Here is a 17,252-nt window from a genome sequence, read left to right as displayed (position 1 = left end):
AACTTTTCTCGCAACTCGCAACTCGCAACTCGCAACAGCTACGCCTTACTCTTCTAATTGTTTCACTTTCTGAAATAGCCGTTGATGGTTTGGAACTTCAATATTATAGCGTTGTGCTTGTTTGACTAGAAAACCAGTGATGAATTCAATTTCAGTGGTGCGCTGGTGGTGAATATCCTGATGCATGGATGAAAAATTATCGCCAGTGGCAAGCATCACTTGTTTAATGGTGGTGGATAATTCGTTTAACGATGGGGTATGTCCAGCCGCTTGCATCACCTGCTGGCACTCATTAATTAAGTTATCGACTTCCGTTTTATATTGCGCTTGCAGTAATTCACCGTTCTTGCATTGGTAAATTGCGGTCATAGGGTTAATAACACAATTGATGGCTAATTTTTGCCACAGCGCGTCATTAATATGGTTGTGCCACATTACCTTAGGTAGTGCAGAATCTAGCTCTTGAATAATCGAGTCTAGTTGAGGTGTTAACTTGGTTGCTCGGTATGGACCAATCAAGGTTTGACCAATGCCGGTATGTTTTACTTGTTGTGAGTTTGGCTTAAAAGCGGCTTGAGTAGTGGTGGCTAAAAATAAAGGGTGTTGATTCCACTGCTCGCTAAGTTGGTCAAGTGCCCCCATGCCATTGTGAAGAAAGATAAGCGGTATATCGGCAGATAAGTAGTTAAATAAAGGCTCTATGGCTTGTGTTACTTGAGTGGATTTCACTGTGATGATAATAGTTTGGCAAGTGCTGAGTTGAGTTAGGCTATTGGCGGGAATCTCGAATTTCGCTTGCTCATCAAGAGCGATCGAAATGGAACGATGTGAGTGATCGCGAGTGATCGCAAGTACATCGTGACCAGCTTGCTGCAATTTAGTTGCCCATAGTGAACCTAGTGCGCCAATGCCAATGATACCAATCTTCATTCGTTTTCCATTTCTATTTACTCTATTCGAAGCTTAGTTTATCGCAAATAGCAAAATGGCGCAGACTGAATATTCAATCTGCGCCATAAGTAGCTTAGCAATAGTTTTAATCAAGCAACTGAGTTGCCAGTGATTAGAATTTGTAAGTTACGTCGAAGTAGTGAGAGATGCCTGTCGATTCTAGATCGTTAGTGTCTTTGATACCGTAGACATTATAGTAAGCTTTTAAGCCATAGCCCACAGCAAAGCGTTCACTATGCCAGTATAGACCGTTAAACCAAGCACCGCCGTTTGAGGCAGTTGAATACTTATCTTTCATACCAAATTGGTAATCGATGTAGCCTTGGTATGATAAGAATGAACCATTACTGAATGAGTAGAAAGGCTTGAACCAGTTTGTTGAAACCTGGTAACCATTCCAGTCGTTCTTGTTTGAATCGTAAGTAGCATAAAGGTTAAGACCCATCTTGCCAAACCAAGGCATGTTGATATCAGAACCTAGACCGATTTTTTGTGTGTTAACACCAAAAGTTGTGTCACGACCACCATCCCATTCAAACAGTGAAGCAACGTAAAGTTCTTGCACTGGGCCAACTGATAGATCGTAGCCAGTCATTGCATCAATTGACATTCGAGGAGCAAATTTCATAAAGATTTTATCTTTTTGTCCATTTGCTTTATCTGTATCGTCAGAATCATCATTACTTAATAGGTTAAAGATATCGACATAACCGTATAGGTCAAAGATACCAGAGCGGCCGCCAAATTCCATTTCTAAGTAATCATGAGCGTTAGAGCCAGAACTAGCTTCCGGTTTTTCTCCAACAGAATACATTAGGTTAAAGTTGAGAAACTTATAGTCATTCTTATGAATGTCATCTGAATAGTCTGCAGCTAAAACAGGCGTTGAAGCAGCAGCAAGACTAAGAGCTAAAAGTGTTTTACGCATGATAGTGGGCTCTCTTTTATCTGGTTAAATTTATAGGTACACCGATTAAAGGTGTGGACTTTTCAATTGGCGCAGATAATAGCGGTTTCAATCTCATTTGTAAGTGATAAAACCTGCAAACCTAAATATTTATTGAGACATAACTCACATTAGAAAGATCTTTGATGGAACTAGATGCTGAAATCTGTACAGGTTTTTGAATGTGGAACAAAAAACGCCAAGATAAGCGGTTGCTTTGGCGTTTTTTATACTTTTCTAGTTGGTAAGGTTATCGCTGGGGAAGTTATTGTTGATTACGTGCCTTTTCCAGTAAATCGTGGAAATAATAACGTAATGTGTACAGCATAATTAAACTTGGGATCACCATTATCGCGGTGACAACAAAAAACAGAGGCCAACTATTTAAGCTATCCACCAGTTCACCACTGAATGAAGCTAGAGTCGTACGACCAAAGTTACCCAATGAAGCTAATAATGCATACTGAGTTGCCGAGAAAGCTTGTCCAGTTAATACTGTTAAGAAAGAAACAAATGCTACTGTCGAAAATGCCGTAGTGAAGTTGTCGACTAATACCGTCGCAAGTAGTAGGTGTTCATTTGGGCCGACCGAAGCAATCCATGCAAACATTAAGTTACTGCTTGCCATGGCAATACCGCCTATCATTAATCCTTTCACAATACCAAAGCGAACGTTGAACATACTGCCAACAAAGGTAAACAACATCGTCGCGCCCCAACCGATCAGTTTGGAATATTCGCCAATTTGTTCGTTGGTAAATCCGATTTCTTTATAAAAGACAATCGACATGCGACCAAGAAATGCTTCACCGATTTTGAATAAGAAAACAAACAGTAACAAAGTGATCGCAACACCAACGCCATTACGACGGAAGAAATCTAAGAAAGGTTCAACGACGGTTACCGTAAGCCAAGCCGCCACTTTTGAATTGACAACTTTTGCATGGCGTTTTTCTGCTTGATGTTGAAGTTGATCACGTTGCGTTTCTGGTTCGCCAGTCAATAAAGTAAACAACATTAATAATACGATGACTAAAGTCATGCCGTAGTAGACATCATTCCAACCATAAGCATCAGCATTGGAAAAAGCGAGATAGCCGGGCAGAGAGTAGCCTGTCCACCAACCAATCACGGCCATTGCAGAAGCTTGTGGTAGTTTACTGTTGTTACTCTTAGGAAAACTATCAATACGAAAAGCATCAATGGCAATATCTTGAGTGGCGGAAGCGGTTGAGATCGCCAATGCAAACGCAGAAATTAAAATTAAGTTATTACTAGGATTAAGACCGGCCAAGAAGAAGGTGCAAATCAGCATGATGGTTTGGCATAAAAAGATCCAACTACGTCGTTGGCCTAGCCATTTGTGTAGTAGTGGGATTTTCACTCGGTCGATTAACGGAGCCCATAAAAAATTAATCGCATAAACCGCAAAAACAGCGCCAAAATAACCAATGGTTGTACGGTTTAGCCCTGCATCAGCTAACCAACCGGACATGTTTGAGCCAATTAATACCCAAGGAAAGCCGCTAGAGCAACCTAACATGAACACCCACAATAAACGTTTATCTAAGTAGGTTTGTATGGTTGCCTTCCAGGTCATAGAGGCCATGAACTTCTCCTTGGTTATACTCGGCTATGCAAATAAATTACTGCAGCATAGAAAAATTAGCCATCAAGTTAAGATGGCTAAATAAATTATTGTTTTATCATTATTTTTAGGTTTGTTATTTTACTGTGACTTTAGTGATGAAAATCGGTGTCACGGGAACGTCTTTCATCATGCCTAATGAGCGAGTTGGTTTTTGGCCCATTGCTCTTACGACATCAAAACCTTCAATGACCTTACCAAAAACGGCATAACCTGCAGAGTTACGTGAGAAGTTTAAAAAGTCGTTATCGTTCAAGTTTATGAAAAACTGACGAGTGGCTGAATTTGGATTATTAGTACGTGCCATTGCTACGGTTGCGGTTAAGTTTTCAAGTCCGTTGCTGGCTTCATTACGAATTGGTGCATAGCTTGAACGTTCATTCATGTCTTTATCAAAACCACCACCTTGCGCCATAAAGCCAGGGATTACACGGTGAAATTGAGTGCCCACATAGCTTCCATCGTTAACATATTTTAGAAAGTTTTCTACTGTAATTGGCGCTTGTTTTTGGTTCAGTTCAATCGTGAAATTACCAATGGTAGTTTCAAACTCAACGTTTGGCGCTGCAAAGCTTGTCGTACTAAATAACATCAATAATCCAAATAAGATCTTTTTCATTAAAAGTTACCTTTCATGTATTTTGTTAATTCTGAATCTTTGGCAATGGTCGTCAATACACGGCTTGATACGCGGTTAATCACTTCTTCGACATCGGTTTTATCGGCAGTAAATGAGCCTGACTTGGTACCTGTACCAGTATAGGTACGAACGAACTTACCGTTTGGTGTTTCAGCAGTGATTTTTAGTGTCACTTTACCTTCGATATTGTATTTCATTGGAGATTGGTTAACAGTTGCGACTGCATCAACGACTTGTACATTAACAATGTTGTTGCTGTTTTTAGTCATAGTAAAACCTTGCGAGAAGAACTGTTGATAAACGGCTGCTTCATAGGCTCTTCGCACATTTTGTTTTGCGTGCATAGGTTGAGCTTGTTCTTCACCATCATGCTTGATTACGGCAATAAATTGCGCACTGCGAATATCTTGGCTAGTGAGGGTAAAGGCTAAACCATCAGCAACTTTACTTGAGCTAAGTGTTGAAGATGGCGTAAGGTTAATCAAATCAGTCTGAGAAACACTGGCACAAGCCGTTAACACCAAAGCAGCGCATAACATAATCAGCTTCTTCATCTCATATATCCTTATTTAGTATTCAGTTTTTTATTTAAATCGTTGTTTTTGATTGCTTCTATAATGACGAATTTATTATTTTCCGCCACGATTGTCACTTGTTGAGCACCAAACAAGCGTGATAACTTGGTTGGATATTCTAAGTGTCGATTCCCTACGACCAGCAATTTACCATTATGGTTCAATGCCTCTTTGGCATCGCAAAACATTTGCCAAGCGATATGATCGGTAATGGTGTTGTTTTGATGGAAAGGAGGGTTGCACAATACAAGGTAACTACTGTTGTCTTTCATTCCATCTAAACAGTTATTAGCGATAACTTGAATGTTTCTATCTGGGCCGAGATTTTGTTCTAAATTCTTTTGTGCTGAGGCAACCGCCATAAAACTTTCATCAATGCTGGTAATTCTTGCTTGAGGGTTAAGTTGACCGGCTTTAATAGATAACACTCCGTTACCACAACCAAGGTCAATGATGTGTCGTAATTCTTTATCGACTGGAATATGTTCCAGCATGAATCTTGCGCCAAGATCTAATCTTTCACCTGAATAGACATTGGCATAGTTGGATAAAATGATATCTTCATTGTCTACCTGCCATTCACATTCTACTGGTATCGGAATGATTGGTTGGCAATTGGCTTTCGAGAACACTAAGCGATGTTTTTTCCAAGCCAGCGAGGTTTTGGTTTCGCCTAAGTGTTTTTCAAACAAGTTGAGGGTAGAGGTATGGATTTCTTTGGCTTTATTTACCCCTATCACCGGGCAGCCTTCTGAAATGGCGTTACGTAACTGATAAAGCTGCCAGGTTAGTAAGCGATTACTTTTTGGTAGTTGCATTAATACCAAATCAACTTGCTGAGGGATCGCTTGCAAGCAATTTAAAAATTGGATTTTAGGGCATTTATTTCGTTGTAAATTTCTCAGAGTACCTTTGTGGGAAATAAATGAATCACTCATCATAGTGACGTTATGTTGCGTTGAAAACCAACATGAGAGCGCACCAAAATGATCATTGAGAATGAGGATGTTTTGACCCGTAGGGAGAGCCATATCTTCTACATGATTAATCAAATATTCATCGCCAGCATCCCAAGCTTGTAATGTTTCATTGGCACGTTTAGGAAAGCGGGACAAGGTTAAGGTGCGATCATGTAATGTTAATTCAGTCTTCATACTTTATCTTTATTTTGTGTCTTAAGGCACTTGAGGTGTTGTATTGTCGCAGAAGGTGTTTGAACAAGATAGTAGAAACATAATTATGAATGTCATGGTTACATTAATTCCATTGAGTTTTGAACCGTTTTCATGGCATCTTGAAAGCAATAATTAGAAGGGTGAGTAACATGATTCAAGATCTTATCGAAAGAAAACTACAAGCGGCTTTTAATCCTATTCATTTAGATGTTCAAAATGAAAGTTATATGCATAACGTACCACCAGGTTCTGAAAGTCATTTTAAAGTGGTGGTGGTGAGTGAGAAATTTGAAGATAAAAAATTGATTGCTCGTCATCGGACGATTAATGCCGCACTAAGTGATGAGCTAGAGAATCATATCCATGCTTTATCGATTCATGCTTATACTCAATTGGAATGGCAACAGGTGAGTGGAGCTGTACCTGACTCACCAAAATGTGCGGGGGGCGGTAAATAAATACCGATGATCGTAAAATCCCTTTTTTGGTAAGGGCTTATTTCGTTTGAGAAGTAAAATGTTTTGAACAAACGGATAACAATAATTGTGGTGTGCTTCAAATATATACAATTTTGTATTTAATCCCGTTAACTTAGCTGTAAAAAAATAGCTGAATACCCCTAATGAGAATGGCAAGGCGTTCATAAAAAATGCTAGAATACGGCACCTAGAAGAGCTTATTGATAAAATTAGGCCTTTTTATATGGATGTTGCGACTCTGATTTTTACTTAAAAATCAGAGGCGGACACAAAAAAGTCGTGTCTTTAAGTTACGCAATTAAAAGAATCTTATTTCCTTAAAATAAAGTAGTGCAAGCGCGTATGATTACAATAAAAAAGGGCTTGGATCTTCCTATTGCTGGAGTTCCTGCTCAGGTGATTAATGATGGTAAGTCCATCAAAACAGTCGCCTTGCTTGGCGAAGAGTACGTGGGCATGCGTCCAACAATGCATGTTCGCGTTGATGATGAAGTGAAAAAGGGGCAAGTTCTTTTTGTAGATAAAAAGAATCCTGGCGTTCAATACACTTCACCTGCAAGCGGTAAAGTTATCGAAGTGAATCGTGGTGCAAAACGTGTTCTTCAATCTGTTGTGATTGAAGTTTCAGGTAGTGACCAAGTGACTTTCGAAAGCTACACTGCCAATCAACTAGCGAAGCTTGACCGTGAAGCGGTGAAGACTCAACTTGTTGACTCTGGTATGTGGACTGCATTGCGAACTCGTCCGTTTAGCAAGGTTCCAGCAATCGATTCGACCACTCAGGCAATCTTTGTTACTGCAATGGATACTAATCCACTTGCAGCAGATCCTGCCGTGATTATTAATGAGCAAGCAGAAGCCTTTACAGCGGGTCTTGATCTTCTATCTGTATTAACAGATGGCAAGGTATACGTGTGTAAAGCGCCAACAACATTGCCACAATCTTCTCAACCTAATGTAGAAGAGCATGTGTTTGCAGGTGTTCACCCAGCTGGTTTAGCGGGAACTCACATGCATCACTTGTACCCAGTGAACTTAGAAAATGTTGCTTGGAGCTTAAACTACCAAGATGTTATCGCGTTCGGTAAGCTATTCCTTACGGGTGAAATTTACACTGATCGTGTGGTTTCATTAGCTGGTCCTGCAATCAAAGAACCTCGCTTAGTTCGCACTTGTATTGGTGCAAATCTAGAGGATTTAACTGAAGGTGAAATTTTACCAGGTGAAGCTCGTGTAATTTCAGGTTCAGTATTATCAGGTACTACAGCATCGGGTCCTCATGCTTACCTTGGTCGTTACCATACACAAGTATCGGTTCTTCATGAAGGTCGTGAAAAAGAACTCTTCGGTTGGGCAATGCCTGGCGCGCATAAGTTCTCTGTAACTCGTGCTTTCTTAAGTCACTTATTCCCAAATCGTGTGTTCAATATGACTACTACGACAAATGGTAGTGATCGTTCTATGGTACCGATTGGTAACTATGAGCGTGTAATGCCATTAGATATCGAACCAACATTATTGCTTCGTGATATCTGTGCTGGGGATTCTGATAGTGCACAACGTTTAGGCGTTTTAGAACTGGATGAAGAAGATTTGGCGTTATGTACCTTTGTATGTCCTGGCAAATATGAATATGGCGATTTACTTCGCGATTGCCTAGACAAGATCGAGAAGGAAGGTTAATTCATGGGCCTTAAGAAATTTATAGAAGATATTGAACCGCATTTTGAACCTGGTGGGAAACATGAGCGTTGGTTTGCTTTGTATGAAGCAGCAGCAACGCTACTTTACACCCCAGGTACTGTAACAAAACGCAGTTCTCATGTTCGTGATAGTGTTGATTTAAAACGTATTATGATCATGGTTTGGTTAGCGGTATTTCCAGCAATGTTCTGGGGTATGTACAATACTGGTCATCAAGCGATTGTCGCGCTTAATCAGATGTATTCTGGTGAACAATTTGCCACAATTATTTCTGGTGATTGGCATTACTGGTTAACTGAAATGCTCGGTGGCACACTGACTGACCAAGCCGGTTGGGGCAGTATGATGTTGCTCGGCGCAACTTACTTCTTGCCTATCTACGCAGTTGTTTTCGCAGTAGGTGGTTTCTGGGAAGTATTATTCTGTATGGTTCGTAAGCATGAAGTTAACGAAGGTTTCTTTGTTACTTCTATCTTGTTTGCGCTAATCGTGCCGCCAACATTGCCACTATGGCAAGCTGCATTAGGTATTACTTTCGGTGTTGTTGTTGCTAAAGAAATCTTTGGTGGTACTGGTCGTAACTTCCTAAACCCAGCGTTGGCTGGTCGTGCTTTCCTATTCTTTGCATACCCAGCACAAATTTCTGGTGATACAGTTTGGACTGCGGCGGATGGCTTCTCTGGTGCTACGGCGCTTAGCCAATGGGCTCAAGGTGGTCACGGTTCATTAGTAAATACTGTAACAGGTCATTCAATTTCTTGGATGGATGCATTCATCGGTAATATCCCAGGTTCTATGGGGGAGGTTTCTACCTTAGCTCTAATTCTTGGCGGTTTGATGATCGTTTATATGCGAATTGCATCATGGCGAATCATTGCGGGTGTAATGATTGGTATGGCTGCTGTATCAACAATCTTTAACCTTATCGGTTCAGATTCGAACCCAATGTTTGCTATGCCTTGGTACTGGCACTTAGTGCTAGGTGGTTTTGCATTCGGTATGATCTTCATGGCGACAGACCCTGTATCAGCATCATTTACTAATAAAGGTAAGTGGGCATATGGTGCATTGATCGGTGTGATGTGTGTACTTATCCGTGTGGTTAACCCTGCTTACCCTGAGGGTATGATGCTAGCGATCCTATTTGCTAACCTATTTGCACCTCTATTCGATTACTTTGTCGTTGAGAAGAACGTCAAGAGGAGACAAGCTCGCTATGGCAAATAAAGATTCCATTAAAGGTACCCTAATTACCGTTATTGCTCTGAGCCTTGTGTGTTCAGTTGTAGTATCAACGGCAGCGGTACTATTAAAACCAAAACAAGTCGCAAATGCTAAACTTGATGTTCAAAGCAACATCGTAGCGGTTGCTGGTTTTGATGCGAAAAATGCAAACGAAATCCAATCTATCTACGATGAAAGTATTGAACCTCGTTTAATTGACTTCTCTACTGGAGAATTTGTGGAAGGTGACGCAACTCAATATGATATGCGTGCTGCAGCAAAAGATCCAAGTCAATCGACTAAGCTATCAGCTGATGAAGATATCGCTAAAATTATGCGTCTTCCAAATAAAGGCCTGGTTTACTTAGTGAAAGACGGCGAACAAGTTAAGGAAGTTATTTTACCAATTAATGGTAGTGGCCTTTGGTCTATGATGTATGCATTCGTTGCTGTTAAAACAGACGGTAACACAGTAAGTGACATCACATTCTATGAACAAGGTGAAACTCCGGGACTTGGTGGTGAAGTTGAAAACCCGAAATGGCGTGCTCAATTTGAAGGTAAGAAATTGTTTGATGAAAACAATCAGCCTGCAATTAAGATCGTGAAAGGTGGAGCACCTGAAGGATCTGAACACGGTATTGATGGTTTGTCTGGTGCAACGCTAACAAGTAATGGTGTTCAGCACATTTTCGACTTCTGGTTAGGTGATAAGGCCTATGGTCCTTTCCTAGCTAAAGTACGAGCAGGAGAACTGAACTAATGAGTGCAAAAGACTTAAGAAAATCTATTGTTTCTCCAGTATTAGATAACAACCCGATTGCACTACAAGTGTTAGGTGTTTGTTCTGCACTGGCAGTAACAACTAAGTTGGAAACCGCATTTGTTATGACATTAGCTGTAATGTTTGTAACCGCATTTTCTAACTTGTTCGTATCTCTAATGCGTAACCATATTCCTAATAGTGTTCGTATTATTGTACAAATGGCGATCATCGCATCGTTAGTAATCGTGGTAGACCAAGTATTACGCGCATACTTCTTCGATATTTCGAAGCAGTTATCGGTATTTGTTGGTTTGATCATTACTAACTGTATCGTAATGGGTCGTGCAGAAGCATTTGCAATGAAAGAAGCACCATTCCCGTCATTTATTGATGGTATTGCGAATGGTCTAGGCTATGGCTTTGTATTGATCGTAGTCGGTTTCTTCCGTGAGCTTTTAGGTTCAGGTAGTATCTTCGGTATGCAAGTGTTGCCATTAATTTCAGACGGTGGTTGGTATCAGCCAAACGGTATGATGTTACTTGCGCCTTCTGCATTCTTCATCATTGGTTTCTTAATTTGGATTATCCGTACAATGAAACCAGAACAAGTAGAAGCTAAGGAGTAATCGCAATGGAACATTATATTAGCTTACTCGTTCGTTCGATCTTCATTGAGAACATGGCATTGTCTTTCTTCTTAGGCATGTGTACGTTCCTAGCGGTATCGAAAAAAGTAAAAACCTCTATCGGTCTTGGTGTTGCGGTTGTTGTTGTACTAACTGTATCGGTACCAGTAAACAACCTAGTTTATACCTATATTCTGAAAGAAGATGCCTTGGTTCAGGGGGTAGATTTAAGCTTCCTAAACTTCATTACTTTCATCGGTGTTATTGCCGCCTTAGTGCAAATATTGGAAATGGTTCTTGATCGCTTTTTCCCACCTTTGTACAACGCATTAGGTATTTTCCTGCCGTTAATTACTGTTAACTGTGCCATCTTTGGTGGTGTGTCGTTTATGGTTCAACGTGACTATAATTTCACAGAATCAATCGTATATGGCTTCGGTTCAGGTTTAGGTTGGATGTTAGCTATCGTTGCGTTAGCAGGTATCCGTGAGAAGATGAAATATTCAGATGTACCTCCAGGTCTACGTGGCCTAGGTATTACTTTCATTACCGCGGGTCTTATGGCGTTAGGCTTCATGTCTTTCTCTGGTATTCAACTTTAGGGTAAACGCCCCCAAACATAAGGAATAATCGATGGATACTAATGTTATTCTCCTTGGCGTCGCGATGTTTACTCTGATCGTTCTAGCTTTAGTCTTAGTGATTTTATTTGCTAAATCTAAACTGGTTCCAGATGGTGACATTACGATTTCTGTAAATGGTGATCCTGAAAAAGCCATTGTTACGACAGCAGGTAGCAAGCTACTTGGCGCATTATCAAGCTCTGGCATCTTTGTGTCTTCAGCTTGTGGTGGCGGTGGTTCTTGTGGCCAGTGTCGTGTTAAAATTAAATCTGGTGGTGGTGATATTCTACCAACCGAATTAGATCACATATCTAAAGGCGAAGCCCGTGAAGGTGAACGTTTAGCTTGTCAAGTTAACGTGAAAACTGACATGGAAATTGAGTTGCCTGAAGAAATTTTTGGTGTGAAAAAATGGGAATGTGAAGTTATTTCTAACAATAACGAAGCGACCTTCATCAAAGAATTTAAGATTGCGATCCCCGATGGTGAGTCTGTGCCATTCCGTGCCGGTGGCTATATTCAAATTGAAGCGCCAGCGCACCATATTAAATACTCTGACTTTGATATTCCTCAAGAATATCTTGAAGACTGGGAAAAGTTCAATTTGTTCCGCTACGAATCAAAAGTAGAAGAAGAAACTATCCGTGCATACTCGATGGCGAACTATCCAGAAGAAGAAGGTATTATTATGCTAAATGTGCGTATTGCTACGCCGCCGCCTAATAATCCTGATGTACCACCAGGTATCATGTCTTCTTACATTTGGTCTCTGAAACCAGGCGATAAGTGTACGATTTCAGGTCCATTTGGTGAGTTCTTCGCGAAAGATACTGATGCGGAAATGGTGTTTATTGGTGGTGGTGCTGGTATGGCTCCAATGCGTTCACATATTTTCGATCAGCTTAAGCGTCTGAAGTCGAAGCGTAAGATGAGCTTCTGGTATGGTGCTCGTTCTAAGCGTGAAATGTTCTACGTAGAAGATTTTGATGGTCTAGCTGCTGAGAATGATAACTTTGAATGGCACTGTGCATTGTCTGATCCACTTCCAGAAGATAATTGGGAAGGTAAGACTGGCTTTATTCACAATGTTCTATACGAAAGCTACTTGAAAGATCATGAAGCTCCAGAAGATTGTGAATACTACATGTGTGGTCCACCAATGATGAACGCAGCCGTTATCGGATTGTTGAAAGATCTTGGTGTAGAAGACGAAAACATTCTATTGGATGATTTCGGCGGCTAATCACTAAGCCTCTGATAATAATGGCTGACTTACTTAAGTCAGCCATTGTTTTTTAAAGCGAATAGTTTTTTAGAATCATTAGAAATGGATATATCTGACAAGCATTTATCGCTGATTTCTAATGTTTTTATTAATACCTTTCAAAGGAGTAAGCAAGTGAAATTACGAATGATTCAACTTGCTAAGTCAATGCAAACTTGGCTTTTTATCATTGTTTTTGGTTTATTGTTAACGGGGTGTTCCAAGCCTGCAGAGCAAGTGCATTTATCCGGTCCCACGATGGGAACTGGCTATAATGTTAAATATATTGTTCAAGACGGGCAGCTAAAGCCTGAGGTTTTACAAAAAGAAATCGACAAAGTATTAGAAAAGGTCAACGATGAAATGTCGACTTACAGAGAGGACTCTGAATTAAGCCGTTTTAACCAACATACGAATAATGAACCTTTTCCTGTCTCTAGTGATACGGCAGCGGTAGTACGTGAAGCGTTGCGCATTAATAAGCTAACTGAAGGCGCGATGGATGTAACGGTTGGGCCTATTGTGAACCTATGGGGATTTGGTCCAGAAGATCGCCCTGATGTCGTACCAACCCCTGAAATGTTATCTGAGCGTCGTAAAATAACGGGTATTGAACACCTCAGCGAAACCGGTGATGCTTTAATCAAGGATATTCCAGAGTTGTATGTGGATTTATCAAGTATTGCGAAAGGCCGTGGTACGGATGAAGTTGCCGATTATTTAGAATCTGTTGGCATTCATAATTACATGGTTGAAGTGGGCGGTGAAATTCGTGTTAAAGGTAAGAACCGTGATGGTGTATCATGGCGTATCGCGGTAGAAAAACCAGTTGTGAATCAGCGTTCAGTGGAAAATATTATTGAACCGGGTGATATGGCGATTGCGACTTCAGGCGATTACCGTAACTACTTTGAAGAAGATAGTGTTCGCTATTCGCATATTATTAATCCGAAAACAGGTAACCCAATTAGTAATAAAGTGGTTTCAGTGACGGTTTTACATCCCTCTTGTATGACCGCCGATGGTTTGTCGACTGGCTTGATGGTATTGGGTGAAGAAGACGGATTGCGTATTGCCAATCAAAATAATATCCCTGTTTTATATATTGTAAAAACAGAAGATGGTTTTAAAGAATTCAGTTCAGATGCGTTTAAGCCGTATTTGAAAGACACACATTAAACGAGGTGCTTTATGGCAACTTATGGAATTACATTTTTAATATTTTTGGCTGTCATTGTAGCCATGTCAGTAGGCTACATTTTTCAAAATAAAGTGGTAAAAGGTAGCTGTGGTGGTTTAGGTGCGGTAGGCGTCGATAAGGTCTGCAATTGCCCTGAGCCTTGTGATGCACGGAAAAAGCGTGAAGCGAAAGCAGCCCTAAGAGCTGAAAAATTAGCGAAATGGGAAAGTGATCGAATCATGTAAAATGATTTAATATCGATATTTCTATTTCAATGCCCCTTCTTACAAGAGTTGGGGCATTTTTATTGTTTGGTAGTTTTGACAAATAGCGCTATTATTTAACTGTGTTTTTATACAGTAATTGTGCTAATTGTATTGATGGCTAGCTATTGTGATGGTGGATTGTAATGATGGCTGATCGTAAAATTATTCATATTGATATGGACTGCTTTTTTGCTGCAGTGGAAATGAGAGATTTCCCTCAGTACCGCGATGTCCCATTTGCGGTAGGAGGAAGCAGTAAGCAGCGTGGTGTGATCAGTACTTGTAACTATATCGCGCGGCAATATGGGGTGCGATCAGCACTATCCACAGCAAAAGCTTATCAGTTATGTCCACATTTAACTTTGGTGAATGGACGAATGAGTGTTTATCGCCAAGTATCCAAGCAGATTCGAGAAATATTTTCCCGTTATACTTCAGTGATTGAACCACTATCCCTAGATGAAGCTTATTTAGATGTCACCAATAGTAAAATACTACATGGCTCGGCGACCTTAATTGCGGAAGCCATTCGGGCCGATATTGAGCGTGAACTCAATCTAACCGCATCAGCTGGAGTTGCTCCACTTAAATTCTTAGCTAAGATAGCTTCTGATCTAAACAAACCTAATGGTATTACTGTTATTCCACCAGAGAAGGTTCAGCAAACGATTGATGGCCTAGTATTAGAGAAAATTCCGGGTGTTGGTAAAGTAACCATTGAGAAACTACATCAAGCTGGTTTGTATACTTGTTTGGATGTTCGACAATCTAATTATCGTGATTTATTAAGTCAGTTTGGCTTGCTGGGCGCTTCTTTATGGAAGAAAAGTAATGGTATTGATAATCGTGAAGTGGTTGTTGAACGCAATCGTAAATCGATGGGAGTTGAAAGAACCTTTAGTGAGAATATTTCAAGCTTTGATGAATGTTGGCAAGTTATTGAGCAAAAGCTCTACCCAGAATTAGATAAGCGATTACTTAAAGTTTCACCATCAAAAGCAATTACTAAACAAGGTATTAAAGTAAAGTTTTCTGATTTTCAACAAACAACAATTGAGCATAATGCTCAGTTATTTAAGCTCGAAGATTATAAGGAATTGCTACAAGAAGTGCTGACTCGTCAAAAGGGACGTGAAATACGTTTGCTTGGGGTTAGTGTGATGCTAAAGCCAGAGGAGCTAGAAAGGCAACTGTGTTTGATTTAACGATTCTCGAGTGGCGAGTCTCGTTTCTCGAGGGCTAATCGAGAAACGAGAAACGCTAACCGAGCAACGTATTTACTCTTTTTCTGGAATATTTTCCAAAATGGCAATCATTTGCTCCCAGTAAAGTGCCACACTGGCGATCTCTACTTTTTCATCTGGAGAATGTGGAAACTTAATGGTTGGGCCAAACGAAATCATATCCATATTCGGGTATGGTTTCTTAAATAGACCACATTCAAGACCTGCATGGATTACCATAATGTTTGGTTTACGGCCATAAATGTCTTCATAAACTTCTCGGAAGATATGCATGATTTGTGAGTTTGGATCCGGTTTCCAACCAGGATAAGCACCATCAAATTGAATATTGGCGCCAGCAAGTTCCGCTAACGATGCCAAAGTACCTTCAACCATTTCTCGGCCAGAATCAATCAATGAGCGAACTAGGCAAAGAATGGTGATTTTGTTTTCTTCTGTCGTGATTACGCCTACGTTGAGTGATGTTTCCACCACACCTTCAATATTATCATCCATGCGAATTACGCCATTTGGACAGCTATTTAATGCGGCAATAAAGCGTGATTGAACAGATTGAGTCAATGGTGAGAATTGGCTGCTAGCTTCAGTAATTTGACTAGTTAGTGCGGTTTCAATTTGACCAAGTTCTTGTTGAACTAAAGCCGTGTATTGATTGAATGCCTCGGTCAGTTCAGCTTGTTTTGTTATTGGTACGGTGATAATCGCGGCAGCTTCACGTGGAATGGCATTACGAAGACTACCACCCTGGAATTCAATCACACGTAAATCTAAGTTTTTCGCTTGTTTGAATAGGAAGCGAGCAAGAAATTTATTGGCATTACCGCGACCAGTGTGAATATCACAACCAGAGTGACCTCCTTTAAAACCTTTAACGGCAAGTTTTAGTGTAGTGTGATCGTTTGGGGTTGCCTCACGCTTTAGATCAAAAATAATGGAAGCGTTCACACCACCAGCACAACCCATATAGATTTCGCCTTCTTGCTCTGAATCGGTGTTGAGCAGGATATCTGAATCAAGCCAGCCTTCTTGTAGGGCAAAAGCACCTGTCATGCCGGCTTCTTCATCAATGGTCAGCAGCACTTCTAATGGGCCGTGTTTAATGTCTGTCGAAGCGAGGACTGCTAAGCATGAAGCCATACCCATACCGTTGTCAGCACCTAGTGTCGTCCCTTTAGCCGTTACCCATTCCCCATCAATGTAAGGTTGGATGGGATCTTTAGTGAAGTCGTGTGTTGTGTCTTCATTTTTTTGCGGCACCATATCAATATGCGCTTGAAGAACGACTTTCTTTTTATTTTCCATTCCCGCGGTTGCAGGTTTAGTAATAAAGATATTACCCGCTTCATCACGTTTAACAGGTAAGTTTTGTGAGGTTGCCCACTCCACGATGTACTGAGCAAGGGCTTCCTCATGTTTTGATGGATGAGGAATGGAGCAGATTTTATCGAAAAATTGCCAAACAGGTTGAGGGGATAGTTGACTGATTTCAGAATGTTGATTCGACACAAAAGACTCCTAACTGAATATTGCTACCTTTTATGGTGTTAAAAAGATAGTAGAAATATACCCTTGGTACTTGAAGTTACCGCTTTGTTGACAGTGTACTTTCGCTGTACTGCGGAGGTAATTACTGCGGGTATGTATAGTATAAGTAGAATAATGCTACTTGAAAGGCGGGATGTACAGCATAGAGATAAGATAAATACCTTCAATTGAGGTGTATCAAACTTTAAGGCTTAGTCGTTTTTACTGTTGTGTAATTTTATTACTAATTTTAGTGATTGTTATTGTGTATTTTTCGATTAAATTGTAATTGCAAATATAGTTCGTAATTTAATTACTTATCGTGTATTATCTCGTCACTTATTTAATGATAGTAAACACGAAGTGATTGCTGCCTTAGATGTGTGCAAATATTGAGTGATTGATAGCAAGTGGTAT

Annotated in this window: 17 protein-coding genes; 10 read left to right on the top strand and 7 right to left on the bottom strand. The window is 40.3% G+C overall.

The genetic code is table 11. The features are described 5' to 3' along the window. Positions 1-45 precede the first annotated feature (45 nt). From ACN0T8_RS11355 to ACN0T8_RS11330, 6 genes are all read right to left on the bottom strand, one after another. Positions 46-930, bottom strand: a complete 885-nt coding sequence (locus tag ACN0T8_RS11355; RefSeq protein WP_417880741.1) for a ketopantoate reductase family protein — start codon at positions 928-930, stop codon at positions 46-48. A gap of 133 nt (positions 931-1,063) precedes the next feature. Beyond that, positions 1,064-1,879 (bottom strand): outer membrane protein OmpK, encoded by an 816-nt coding sequence (locus tag ACN0T8_RS11350; RefSeq protein WP_417880740.1) that lies wholly within the window; start codon positions 1,877-1,879, stop codon positions 1,064-1,066. 283 nt (positions 1,880-2,162) lie between these two features. Next, positions 2,163-3,506 (bottom strand): AmpG family muropeptide MFS transporter, encoded by a 1,344-nt coding sequence (locus ACN0T8_RS11345; RefSeq protein WP_417880739.1) that lies wholly within the window; start codon positions 3,504-3,506, stop codon positions 2,163-2,165. A gap of 115 nt (positions 3,507-3,621) precedes the next feature. After that, positions 3,622-4,164, bottom strand: coding sequence for a peptidylprolyl isomerase (locus tag ACN0T8_RS11340; RefSeq protein ID WP_417880738.1), 543 nt, complete (start codon positions 4,162-4,164; stop codon positions 3,622-3,624). Beyond that, positions 4,164-4,739 carry a YajG family lipoprotein gene (locus ACN0T8_RS11335; protein WP_417880737.1) on the bottom strand — a complete coding sequence of 192 codons (576 nt, stop codon included), beginning with the start codon at positions 4,737-4,739 and terminating at the stop codon, positions 4,164-4,166. Before ACN0T8_RS11335 ends, ACN0T8_RS11340 begins: the two co-directional genes overlap by 1 nt. Before the next feature lie 11 nt (positions 4,740-4,750). Next, positions 4,751-5,914 carry a methyltransferase gene (locus ACN0T8_RS11330; protein ID WP_417880736.1) on the bottom strand — a complete coding sequence of 388 codons (1,164 nt, stop codon included), beginning with the start codon at positions 5,912-5,914 and terminating at the stop codon, positions 4,751-4,753. Positions 5,915-6,084: 170 nt separating this feature from the next. Between ACN0T8_RS11330 and bolA the strand changes: the two genes are divergently transcribed. From bolA to dinB, 10 genes are all read left to right on the top strand, one after another. After that, on the top strand, positions 6,085-6,393 hold the full coding sequence (gene bolA / locus ACN0T8_RS11325) for a transcriptional regulator BolA (RefSeq protein WP_417880735.1): 309 nt from the start codon (positions 6,085-6,087) through the stop codon (positions 6,391-6,393). Between the two features lie 363 nt (positions 6,394-6,756). Then, positions 6,757-8,097, top strand: coding sequence for a Na(+)-translocating NADH-quinone reductase subunit A (locus ACN0T8_RS11320; protein WP_417880734.1), 1,341 nt, complete (start codon positions 6,757-6,759; stop codon positions 8,095-8,097). 3 nt (positions 8,098-8,100) lie between these two features. Continuing rightward, positions 8,101-9,345, top strand: a complete 1,245-nt coding sequence (locus tag ACN0T8_RS11315) for an NADH:ubiquinone reductase (Na(+)-transporting) subunit B (RefSeq protein ID WP_417880733.1) — start codon at positions 8,101-8,103, stop codon at positions 9,343-9,345. After that, positions 9,335-10,105, top strand: coding sequence for a Na(+)-translocating NADH-quinone reductase subunit C (locus ACN0T8_RS11310; RefSeq protein WP_417880732.1), 771 nt, complete (start codon positions 9,335-9,337; stop codon positions 10,103-10,105). The genes ACN0T8_RS11315 and ACN0T8_RS11310 overlap by 11 nt, the downstream gene beginning before the upstream one ends. Then, a complete protein-coding gene (locus ACN0T8_RS11305; RefSeq protein ID WP_417880731.1) occupies positions 10,105-10,734 on the top strand; it encodes an NADH:ubiquinone reductase (Na(+)-transporting) subunit D in 630 nt (209 codons plus the stop codon). The genes ACN0T8_RS11310 and ACN0T8_RS11305 overlap by 1 nt, the downstream gene beginning before the upstream one ends. Before the next feature lie 5 nt (positions 10,735-10,739). Further along, positions 10,740-11,336, top strand: coding sequence for an NADH:ubiquinone reductase (Na(+)-transporting) subunit E (nqrE, locus tag ACN0T8_RS11300; RefSeq protein ID WP_417880730.1), 597 nt, complete (start codon positions 10,740-10,742; stop codon positions 11,334-11,336). 31 nt (positions 11,337-11,367) lie between these two features. Continuing rightward, positions 11,368-12,600, top strand: a complete 1,233-nt coding sequence (nqrF, locus tag ACN0T8_RS11295) for an NADH:ubiquinone reductase (Na(+)-transporting) subunit F (RefSeq protein WP_417880729.1) — start codon at positions 11,368-11,370, stop codon at positions 12,598-12,600. Positions 12,601-12,789: 189 nt separating this feature from the next. Beyond that, entirely contained in the window at positions 12,790-13,800 is a 1,011-nt protein-coding gene (locus ACN0T8_RS11290) for an FAD:protein FMN transferase (RefSeq protein WP_417880813.1), read from the top strand. Positions 13,801-13,812: 12 nt separating this feature from the next. Continuing rightward, positions 13,813-14,046, top strand: coding sequence for a (Na+)-NQR maturation NqrM (nqrM, locus tag ACN0T8_RS11285; RefSeq protein ID WP_417880728.1), 234 nt, complete (start codon positions 13,813-13,815; stop codon positions 14,044-14,046). 167 nt (positions 14,047-14,213) lie between these two features. Beyond that, positions 14,214-15,272: a DNA polymerase IV gene (gene dinB, locus ACN0T8_RS11280; protein WP_417880812.1), complete on the top strand. Its 1,059-nt coding sequence runs from the start codon at positions 14,214-14,216 to the stop codon at positions 15,270-15,272. A 72-nt stretch (positions 15,273-15,344) separates the two neighbouring features. On the opposite strand, the gene ACN0T8_RS11275 is transcribed toward dinB, so the two are convergent. Further along, positions 15,345-16,817 carry an aminoacyl-histidine dipeptidase gene (locus tag ACN0T8_RS11275; protein ID WP_417880727.1) on the bottom strand — a complete coding sequence of 491 codons (1,473 nt, stop codon included), beginning with the start codon at positions 16,815-16,817 and terminating at the stop codon, positions 15,345-15,347. Positions 16,818-17,252: the final 435 nt, after the last annotated feature.

It is taken from the genome of Vibrio sp., assembly GCF_048266485.1.
Taxonomy (GTDB): domain Bacteria; phylum Pseudomonadota; class Gammaproteobacteria; order Enterobacterales; family Vibrionaceae; genus Vibrio.
This window is presented reverse-complemented; position numbering and strand designations above follow the sequence as displayed.